Here is a 9,170-nt window from a genome sequence, read left to right on the forward strand (position 1 = left end):
GCTTTTTTTATTAGGAACTATTATTCTACTCGAATCCAGATTTGATTACGCCCTAAAGCTGAAACTCCGAGATAACCGCGCATATGTAAGCGTTTGCCAGTTGAACTAAGTTTTGCTTTAAGTCCGTAAACTTTACCAGTATTTGGATCTAAAATTTTACCGCCAGTATAGTTCAGTCCATCTACCTGTTTTAAATCAGTTGCGATATCCAGACCTAAAATCGGTTTATTGGTATATGGCGCAGGGCAATTATCACAAATTTCTTTAGGCGTATAACCTGGGCGTGGCGTTACTTTGATAATTTTCCCGGCATATGTCCCGTTCGCTTCTTTTCGTATTTCTACCTGTGCTTTGGGAGCACCTGTCTTATCATCAATTGTTTGCCAGAGACCTGTAATATCTGCTGCGAATGTAGCAGTATTAATCCCCAATAAGAGCAGAGCTCCAATAAAAATTTTCCCCATAATTAAAAATCCTTTTAACTTTGAAAGGTCATCTTATTTGGAATTGATAGACCGTTCAATGTTTATTTAATCTACTTCTTAATTATGGTGTTCCAAAAGACAACATTAATGTTGGTAGCCAAATTGCAGTAAATACACCGTTCAATGCCATACCAAATGCAGCGTAACGACCTGCAACAGGTCCACGTTGCCAAGCTTGAGCTGTTCCGATGGCATGTGCAGCTAAACCTAAGGCTAAACCTGATGCTCTCTCATCATGAATATGCTTAAGTAAAAATGGTGAAAATGCCGCGCCAATTACCCCAGATAAAATAACAATAAGAGTTACCAAGGTTTCAGGGGCATGCAATAAAGTTGCAATGTTCAGGGCGATTGGGGTTGTTACTGCACGCGTTGCAAATGCAAGAATGGTGGGTTCAGACATATGTAACAAGTAAGCCAGCCCCATAGGTAGGGCAACGGCGCTAATACTTGCAAAAAGTAAAATACCAATGACCGATTTAATTGGAAGATCATCGTAACGCATTGCAGCTAAAGGAATGGCTAAGGCCACAGTGACATAACCTAATAGATGACCAAATAAGTCATTCACATAAAGACGATACTGCTCATATGGCACATGCAAAACTGAAAGTAAGCCAATTACAATAAACATGCCGAAAACTAGAAGTGGAACTTGCGGAAAACGTCGGTTTAAAGGCTTTGCACAAAGATAACCAATTAATGTGATTAAAAATCCGTATGAAATCGTAAACATTTTATTCTCCTTATAACCAACGTTTTGCCATTTTTGCATAGACCCACAAAGGTATAAGGGTGCTGACCACTAAAACAAAAAGAAATAATGGAATTTCCTTACCCATATGTACCAGCATAATTAATGAACCTGCACAGATAGGTAAAAACGCGAATCCACTTTCTTTCATGATTTTATTATTGGTATCCACTATTCGAAGTGGAATTTTTTTAAACTTTCTCCAAATCAGTAAAATAATAAGTAAGCTGATTAGACCGACCAGATTACCTAATTCTGGATGACCAAAAGCACGCATGACAACGACAGAGCCTTCACGAAAACCAATAATGAGTAGTAATGTAATTACCCATGCTGTCCAGTCTATACTTTTGATCTTATCCATATTTTTTATCTCTAAAAGTTTACTTATCAAGTTTTAACTGATATCGCCCTTGATTTCAAACTCTTCCAAGGGGCGCTTAAATTGACTTGCGTGTTCTCCTAAGATTTCATCCAATGGAAGCTTTGCTTGGCGAATCAGCTTTTCTAACTTATGTGGCGCAATCTTCACATCAATATGTAATAAGCCTGCATCATCATAATGTTCAGACTCAATCACATTTAAGGCATAAAGTTGAGTACGTAATTTGCCATAAGCAGGCTTAAGCACGAGTGAAAACTTTTGAATTTGGCCCATTAAGCATTCTTGTACTGCTTTTTGGAGCAACTCTAGGCCTTGACCAGAATGAGCTGAAACATAAACTCGATCTGGTACATGTGGTTCGGCATAAATAATTTTGGCCTCTTCACCACTTAGATCAATTTTGTTGTACACCCGCAGTACGGGAGCATCAGCACCAATGTCTTTTAATACGCCTTCAACCGCTTCAATTTGGTCAAGCATGTCATGGCTACTACTATCAATAACATGTAGTAAAAGGGTAGCTTCTAGCGTTTCTTCAAGTGTTGCTTTAAATGATTCAACCAAATCATGCTGTAAGTTTCGTACAAAACCTACTGTATCTGCTAGCACAACAGTACCGATACCATCCCAGTCTAAACGGCGTAGGGTTGGATCGAGTGTTGCAAATAGTTGATCAGCTGCGTATACATCACTATTAGCTAAAATATTAAATAAAGTCGATTTACCAGCGTTGGTATAACCTACTAATGAAACCGTTGGAATAGCTGCTTTTTGTCTTGCAGCACGCCCTTGCATACGAGTCTGTTGGACTTTGTCTAATTTATCTTTTAATTGGGTAATACGAACACGAATGAGACGGCGATCTGTCTCTAGTTGTGTTTCACCAGGACCACGTAAGCCGATACCACCTTTTTGTTGTTCAAAGTCGGCAGACCAACCACGAATAAGACGAGTAGATAAATGTTTAAGCTGAGCAAGTTCGACCTGTAACTTACCTTCATGCGTACGGGCACGCAGCGCAAAAATATCTAAAATTAAGCCTGTGCGGTCAATAACTCGGCATTTTAATATTCTTTCTAGATTTCGTTCTTGAGCAGGTGATAACGCATGGTCAAAGATAATCAGACTCGCTTCTAGCTCCTGAACTTGCTCTGCAATTTCTTCGACTTTTCCGGAGCCAATAAAAAATTTAGGATTAGGTTTATTACGCTGAACCTTAATGTGTTCAAGGATATCTGCACCCGCAGACTGTGCAAGTAGAGCAAACTCTTCGGCATCCAGATCATCTAATAATTGTACAGAAACACTCACTAAGATTGTGCGTTCACCGCCTTGATGCCGATCAACATATTCCACGTGGCTATAAATCCTGAAAATGGGAAACTTTATTCTAGAGGAAACTTAAGCAAAAGGGGAAAGCGTTTGTTCTTATCCTTTAGATTAGTTATATGAGATTAGCCTAGTGTTCAGATTTATTTTATTTACCGTTCTCTATCGTCAATGCAAGTTTATTACGAAACGTATAGAATGACTTGAGATGGGTATAACAATGATTAATCGTTAGTGAAATTTTATGGCTCAAACGCAAAGTATAGTTAATTCAACGTTAAAGAAATTATCAAAAATAGGTTTATACGGAAAAAAGGTCACTTCTGCCACGGCCGCAATTAGTGAAGGTTTTTATCTAGTTTATAGACATGGGCTTTATAAAGATCCTAATAATCCTGTTAATACACGTTATGTCCAATACTTTTGCCGCCGTTTATGTCAGGTTTTTAATTTAGATATAGAAGTACATGGCACAATTCCTAGAGAACCAGCTTTATGGGTAAGTAATCATATTTCTTGGCTAGATGTTGCAGTTCTAGGTTCTGGTGCACGAGTTTTCTTTCTTGCTAAAGCTGAAATTGAAAATTGGCCTATTCTTGGCAACTTAGCCAAAAGTGGTGGAACGTTATTTATTAAGCGTGGATCTGGCGATTCCGTCAGAATTCGTGAGCAAATTGCTGAATTTTTAAAACAGAATATTCCAGTATTATTTTTTCCTGAAGCCACAACTACAGATGGACATTCTGTTAAAAAAGTTCATGGACGATTACTAGGAGCAGCGATTGAAGCACAGCGTCCAGTACAGGTTTGTTTGATTTGTTATGTAAATCGCGATGGGCAATTAGATACAGTTGCGCCATTCATTGGTGACATGACATTTGCCGAACATATTCAACGTGTACTCGAAATGCCTAAAGTAACAGCTCATCTGTTAACTTTGCCTCCCATTTCAGTGGAAGGGCATGACGTCAAAAGTTTAACGCGTGAAGTGCAAGAAAAAATGGTAGAAGGTTTGGCTCAACTACATCAGAAAGTACTTAAGCCAAAAAACTAATTACATAAATCCTTCAAGTGGCAGCCATGAAAGAAATTTCATGCCTGCTTTTTGCCACCATTTCATCTCAGGTTCCTGTCTATAAATTACAGGACCATTCGGAGTTTCTTGCTGCCAATAAATATGGTTATTAGTGTCGAGCTTTAATTTATAAGCATACTTATTCAAATTTTCATCCATTGTATGGTGAATCGTCTTAGCCAGCGATGGGCTATCTAAAATCACACCAATTTCAGTATTTAAGTAAGCTGAGCGCGGATCAAAGTTAAATGAACCAATAAAAACCTGCTCATCTAATGCCATAAGTTTAGTATGTAAGCTTGATCGGCTTAGCCCTTTCATATTTACTTTAGCTTTAGTGGCAAGCTCATCTGTATTTTTATTTAAATCTCTTTTATCTGGTGTTGGTAAAAATTCATAAAGTTGTACGCCGTTTTTAAGCAGTTCTTTACGGTATTTTCCATAAAAGGCATGTACAACAGCAACGTCATTCGCTTTGAAAGAGTTCGTTAAAACCCGGACCTCAACACCTTCTTTGGCAAGCGTGCTTAAAATCTTGGCACCTTGTTTTTCAGGAATAAAATAAGCAGAGATTAAGTCAACGTTACTTTCTGGTTTTTCCAAATGATTAATTAACTGGAAATTGAGGTGTTCTTCTTTCTTAGCTTTCGATTTGATTTTATCAGGTGAGTCTTTTACGACTTCTGCTTTGACCCAATCGAATTGAATATTGTGATTTAGCCATTGATCAAATGCATGAGATTTTGCGGTTAAGTTTAAAAAGTTTTGGACGGTAGCTTGTTGATAGTGTGCTTCAAGCTGTTCTTTTAAGCCTTCATAGCGTAAACGGTGCTGCTCAGGACTTACGATACTTTGAACTGAATATGCATATTCATGATTCCAGTAATCATCAAACGAATTTACGATATCATCAACAGCAGCGCCTACCAACATTACATCGACATCAGAAAACTGATAGCTATCGCTTACATTGTAATATTGATTGGTCATATTGCGTCCGCCAATAAGAGCAACCTCATTGTCGGCAATAAAACTTTTATTGTGCATACGACGATTAATACGTTTTAAATCCAGCACCATATCCATCGCACGGTATTTACGGAAACGGTAGGGATTAAAAAGCTTAACTTCAATATTTTTATGCTGAGAAAGGGCCAGTAAAATCCCTTCCATTTTTTTTGCATTATTGTCATCAATAAGAAGTCGGACTTTTACACCTCGATCAGCTGCACGAATAATCGCGTGCAAGGCTAAAGCACCAACTTTGTCATTATCCCAAATGTAATATTGTAAATCTAAAGTCTTTTCGGCTTTATCAATTAATCTAAGTCGAGCCGCGAGAGCCTCCAGAGGATCATTTAGAACATGGAAACCTGTTAACTTTGGATTTTGCTGGCGTAAAGGTGTAATAATTTTGGCAAGTGAAGTCTCAGAGGTATCAATGTCCTTTGCATATTGCACAGGCTCAACACCATGTTTTGGCAGAGTACTACATCCTGTCAAACCCACAGCAAAACTTGAACATAGGACTATAGAGGCTTTTATCAAAAAGCCTTTAGCTTGTTGATTCGTTTGAAGCTGTTTGGAATGAAAGGATTGTGCCATAATCAGTACATACGATAAGGTGAGCTAGAGTATAATTCGTGCATATTGAAAGATAAATATTGAATTTGATTACTAGCAATCAATATAAGATAAGTCGAGAGTCGTAATGTGGAATCCAAATTCAATCCTTTTTTGTTTTTACTTTATTTTTTCAATACTTGCTCTATGGGGAATTTCTGAGGCTTGGATTCATCAATCACGAACCGAGACGATTCATCCATTTAAAGCTTTTGTACATCTACTCGCATTTTATCTCTCTTATCTACTTATTCCTCTCTGGTTTTTTAATTTATATGCTGCTTGGATTGGTTACTACTCAATTCATCAAGGTATTTTCATCTTTTTCTTAAGTGGCGTGTTAATTTACGCCCGATTTATCGAACCTCATTTAGTGCGTGTCGATACTCATCAATATCGCTTAAACCCAGATCGTAGTTTTGATAAGCCAGTAAAAGTAGCCTTAATTGCAGATTTACATATTGGTTTATTTTCAGGGCATGAACGTCAGCTCAAAACCATCGTTAGAAAATTAAATGAACAGCAACCTGATTTAGTGGTAGTCGCTGGTGATTGGACATATGAGCCAGAAGACAGATTGATTGAAGAATTAAGTGTTTTAAAAGAAATTCAGGCGCCTGTATATTCGGTTCCTGGAAATCATGATGAGCAATATCCTGGCCCACCAATTCAGCAACTATTAAAAGATGCCCTATTTTATAATGAAGTTATTGATATTGAAGGGAAAGTAGTTGATTTCGATGAGTTCCGTTTGATTGGTATTGGTGACCTCTGGGCAGGCAAAACCGATATGCGTTCTATGCCAGATTTACCGCAAGACAAGCCTTGGTTAATTTTATCTCATAACCCCGATACGGTAGATATGGTACCTAAATTACCGAATCGACCATTAATGTTATCTGGGCATACACATGGAGGGCAGGTAGAGCTTCCATGGTTGACTAACTATATTATGAAAAAAGTATCAATTTTAGGTCATAAGCGCGGTTTCTACTCTCATGAGCATGCGGATGTCTTTGTCACCGTTGGCACAGGAATGGTTGGAATTCCTTTGCGTTTCAGAGTGCCACCAACCATTGATATTATTGAGCTAGTTTAAAATAAAAAAGCCAATCACAGAGGATTGGCTTTTTTATGAATTAAATTTACTTATGGAATAACGACAATCGCAACACGTCGGTTAATCGCACGGTTTTCATTGGTTGTATTTGGCACATAAGGTTGTGTTGAACCACGACCAATTACGTAGATGTTTTCTTTTTTAAATCCACGTGTTAAGAAAAGGTTTGCCACACTTTGAGCACGCTCTTCAGATAACTTTTGGTTATATGTAGCATCACCAACATCATCAGTATGACCAACAATTTTCAATTTATTCAGGTCATATTTATTCAGTTGATTTGCCAGACGTAGTAGCTCAGCTTCATGACTTTGTTTTAACTGTGCATTATTAAAGTCAAATAACAAGCGTTCTGGTAAACCTAAAGTCCAGCCTTCATCAGTAAGAACGAAACCTTCTTTTTTGAGCAATTTTACTTGACGATATTTTAATGGACCAAAACTCAGGCACCCTGCAAGAGTAATGCATAGCAATGCAATAAAAGAGAGTTTTAAAGATCTTGTATTCATAGATTAGCCTAAATTTAATTTTCAGGTTTATAGATAAACCAGTGTTCATCCGAATTTTTAGCCTTATACATTGCTTGATCTGCTTGCATAATGAAATCTTCGGGGCTAGATGCAAATTGTGATAAAGCAATACCTACACTGAAACTGAAGTAAATGGTTTGACCATTTAGATGCAAAGGTTCTTTACAGCTTTCGAGTAAATTTTCAGCAATAGATATTAAATGATCAGCATGACTAATGGAATGCAAAATGACAGCAAATTCATCACCACCTAACCGTGCAATAAAATCTTGATGACGCAAACGAGTTTGCAGGCGATTCGCCATTTCTTTTAAAACTTCATCGCCAGCTAAATGGCCAAATTGGTCATTAATTGCTTTGAAGTTATTGTTATCTATAAATAATAATGCAGACTTATTATCAAACCCTTTATCTTCAAACATGTCTAAAAGGATTTGGTAAAAATAATGTCTATTAGGTAATAAGGTGAGCTGGTCGTGATGAGCCTGAAAGGATAATTTACGATTTTCCTTTTGTAGCTGGTTATCCCATATTTGAATTTCTTCAAGTAACTCGTTAAAAACGGTATTTAAATCTTGAAATTCTTTAATTCGGTTATAAGGAAAACGAAGATTATAAGCTTTTTGTTCACTTACAATTTGAGCAATATTAGTAAGTGGGTAAATAGCCTGCATAATTTGACGATAAGTTAAGTTCACTGACCACCATAAAGCGCAAACAATAAACAACATTGCAATCGCAAGCCCTACCATAATCATTTTGAGGAACTGCAATATTTTTTCAGAGCTACCAAAAAGTGTGAGTTCACCTACATTTTGTTCATGATGATAAATTGTAAGATGAACAGGCTCATTTAAAAACCAGTGATCAAACCAGCCTTCTAAAATTGAAGTTTGACTTGATAATTTAAAACTTTGGGCGATCAGATGATGTTCTGAATCATAAATATGAATAGTACGAATTGAATGATCATTCGTATATTCATTCAAAATCTGCTCTATTGTAATTTTATCATTAAACACGACTGCAGGCTGAATACGCTCTAATAGAGTATGACTAAGCAATTGCAAATTTTGTTTAGCATAAGTTTCCATTGTAAAAACGGAAATTGAGACAAACGTAAAAGAGCAAATAAAAAAAGTAATAGCAAAAATAGTAAATTGAGATTTTCTAAATAATGCGTGTAGTGAAGTGGACTGATACAACTTTGATATCATGATCCTTACTCCGCATTCTTAGCCAAGAGTAATACTCTCGGATCAATATGGACTTTGGAGTGACTTAAAGCATCTAAGTTAACTTTAAAGGTAGTGTAATTATTCTGAGTATATAAACAAAAGATACTTCCTATCTCGCACTCTGAATTATTAACACTTAAAGAAAGTAAAGAATGATAAGGATAGTTTTGAATAAGGTTTTGTTGTTGCTGCGGAGAAGTACTAGAAAAATAGACAGCCTGACAATGTGACCGAGCAAAATCTTTCGCATTTACAGTTTGAACACGATAATTATAAGACATTTGCTGGATATAAGATTGAAAAGTAGATGTAATAGAAGGGTTATCAATTACACAAAGAGTAGGAGTATTTACATTCTCCCACTTACTGTAGCTTAGGATAGATAAAGTAAGTACATAGAAATTATGTTTTGAATTGGCATGACAAGGCCCACTCGTAGCAAGCACTACAAGTATGCAAACAAATACTTTTTTAGCGAACTGCCACATGGTGAGTTAATGCCAAACTATTGCACGAATAATCTATTCTACATGAAGTTGATAACGTAAAAAAAGTTTAATATCTCATCTAAAAGTGACTAAAAAGCTTAAAAAGTATCCAGTTGATGATATTGATTTAAAAAAAGGGTTGC

At 36.7% G+C, this 9,170-nt stretch carries 10 protein-coding genes; 2 read left to right on the forward strand and 8 right to left on the reverse strand.

The window, feature by feature from the left end; all coding sequences use genetic code 11:
- Positions 1-20: 20 nt before the first annotated feature.
- The 4 genes from B806_RS0117615 to hflX all read right to left on the reverse strand — a co-directional run bounded on the left by B806_RS0117615 (position 21) and on the right by hflX (position 2,980).
- Positions 21-464, reverse strand: a complete 444-nt coding sequence (locus B806_RS0117615) for a DUF2147 domain-containing protein (RefSeq protein ID WP_017386696.1) — start codon at positions 462-464, stop codon at positions 21-23.
- 82 nt (positions 465-546) lie between these two features.
- The gene (locus B806_RS0117620; protein WP_017386697.1) at positions 547-1,221 is read right to left on the reverse strand and encodes an LrgB family protein; all 675 of its coding nucleotides are present in this window, start codon (positions 1,219-1,221) and stop codon (positions 547-549) included.
- A 10-nt stretch (positions 1,222-1,231) separates the two neighbouring features.
- Positions 1,232-1,603, reverse strand: a complete 372-nt coding sequence (locus B806_RS0117625; protein WP_002117849.1) for a hypothetical protein — start codon at positions 1,601-1,603, stop codon at positions 1,232-1,234.
- A 33-nt stretch (positions 1,604-1,636) separates the two neighbouring features.
- Positions 1,637-2,980 carry a ribosome rescue GTPase HflX gene (gene hflX / locus B806_RS0117630; RefSeq protein ID WP_017386698.1) on the reverse strand — a complete coding sequence of 448 codons (1,344 nt, stop codon included), beginning with the start codon at positions 2,978-2,980 and terminating at the stop codon, positions 1,637-1,639.
- 217 nt (positions 2,981-3,197) lie between these two features.
- Here hflX and B806_RS0117635 point away from each other — a divergent pair, with 217 nt between their 5' ends.
- The gene (locus tag B806_RS0117635; protein ID WP_005804926.1) at positions 3,198-4,007 is read left to right on the forward strand and encodes a lysophospholipid acyltransferase family protein; all 810 of its coding nucleotides are present in this window, start codon (positions 3,198-3,200) and stop codon (positions 4,005-4,007) included.
- Here the strand turns inward: B806_RS0117635 and B806_RS0117640 are convergent, their stop codons facing one another.
- Positions 4,008-5,633 (reverse strand): phospholipase D family protein, encoded by a 1,626-nt coding sequence (locus tag B806_RS0117640; RefSeq protein WP_005804927.1) that lies wholly within the window; start codon positions 5,631-5,633, stop codon positions 4,008-4,010. It lies immediately after the preceding gene.
- A 106-nt stretch (positions 5,634-5,739) separates the two neighbouring features.
- Here B806_RS0117640 and B806_RS0117645 point away from each other — a divergent pair, with 106 nt between their 5' ends.
- Positions 5,740-6,750: a metallophosphoesterase gene (locus B806_RS0117645; RefSeq protein WP_017386699.1), complete on the forward strand. Its 1,011-nt coding sequence runs from the start codon at positions 5,740-5,742 to the stop codon at positions 6,748-6,750.
- Positions 6,751-6,800: 50 nt separating this feature from the next.
- Here B806_RS0117645 and B806_RS0117650 read toward each other — a convergent pair whose 3' ends face one another.
- The 3 genes from B806_RS0117650 to B806_RS0117660 are packed head-to-tail and all read right to left on the reverse strand — an operon-like array spanning position 6,801 to position 9,027.
- Positions 6,801-7,280: an OmpA family protein gene (locus B806_RS0117650; RefSeq protein ID WP_017386700.1), complete on the reverse strand. Its 480-nt coding sequence runs from the start codon at positions 7,278-7,280 to the stop codon at positions 6,801-6,803.
- A gap of 14 nt (positions 7,281-7,294) precedes the next feature.
- A complete protein-coding gene (locus tag B806_RS0117655) occupies positions 7,295-8,518 on the reverse strand; it encodes a diguanylate cyclase (RefSeq protein ID WP_005065229.1) in 1,224 nt (407 codons plus the stop codon).
- Positions 8,519-8,523: 5 nt separating this feature from the next.
- Positions 8,524-9,027, reverse strand: a complete 504-nt coding sequence (locus tag B806_RS0117660; RefSeq protein ID WP_017386701.1) for a YfiR family protein — start codon at positions 9,025-9,027, stop codon at positions 8,524-8,526.
- Positions 9,028-9,170: the final 143 nt, after the last annotated feature.

This window comes from Acinetobacter sp. TG2027 (genome assembly GCF_000302435.1).
Lineage (GTDB): Bacteria > Pseudomonadota > Gammaproteobacteria > Pseudomonadales > Moraxellaceae > Acinetobacter > Acinetobacter pittii.

Excerpts from the sequence above, each read along its gene's own strand:
- B806_RS0117615 (WP_017386696.1), bottom strand. The coding sequence starts at position 464 with ATGGGGAAAATTTTTATTGGAGCTCTGCTCTTATTGGGGATTAATACT.
- B806_RS0117620 (WP_017386697.1), bottom strand. The coding sequence starts at position 1,221 with ATGTTTACGATTTCATACGGATTTTTAATCACATTAATTGGTTATCTT.
- B806_RS0117625 (WP_002117849.1), bottom strand. The coding sequence starts at position 1,603 with ATGGATAAGATCAAAAGTATAGACTGGACAGCATGGGTAATTACATTA.
- B806_RS0117635 (WP_005804926.1), top strand. The coding sequence starts at position 3,198 with ATGGCTCAAACGCAAAGTATAGTTAATTCAACGTTAAAGAAATTATCA.
- B806_RS0117640 (WP_005804927.1), bottom strand. The coding sequence starts at position 5,633 with ATGGCACAATCCTTTCATTCCAAACAGCTTCAAACGAATCAACAAGCT.
- B806_RS0117645 (WP_017386699.1), top strand. The coding sequence starts at position 5,740 with ATGTGGAATCCAAATTCAATCCTTTTTTGTTTTTACTTTATTTTTTCA.
- B806_RS0117650 (WP_017386700.1), bottom strand. The coding sequence starts at position 7,280 with ATGAATACAAGATCTTTAAAACTCTCTTTTATTGCATTGCTATGCATT.
- B806_RS0117655 (WP_005065229.1), bottom strand. The coding sequence starts at position 8,518 with ATGATATCAAAGTTGTATCAGTCCACTTCACTACACGCATTATTTAGA.
- B806_RS0117660 (WP_017386701.1), bottom strand. The coding sequence starts at position 9,027 with ATGTGGCAGTTCGCTAAAAAAGTATTTGTTTGCATACTTGTAGTGCTT.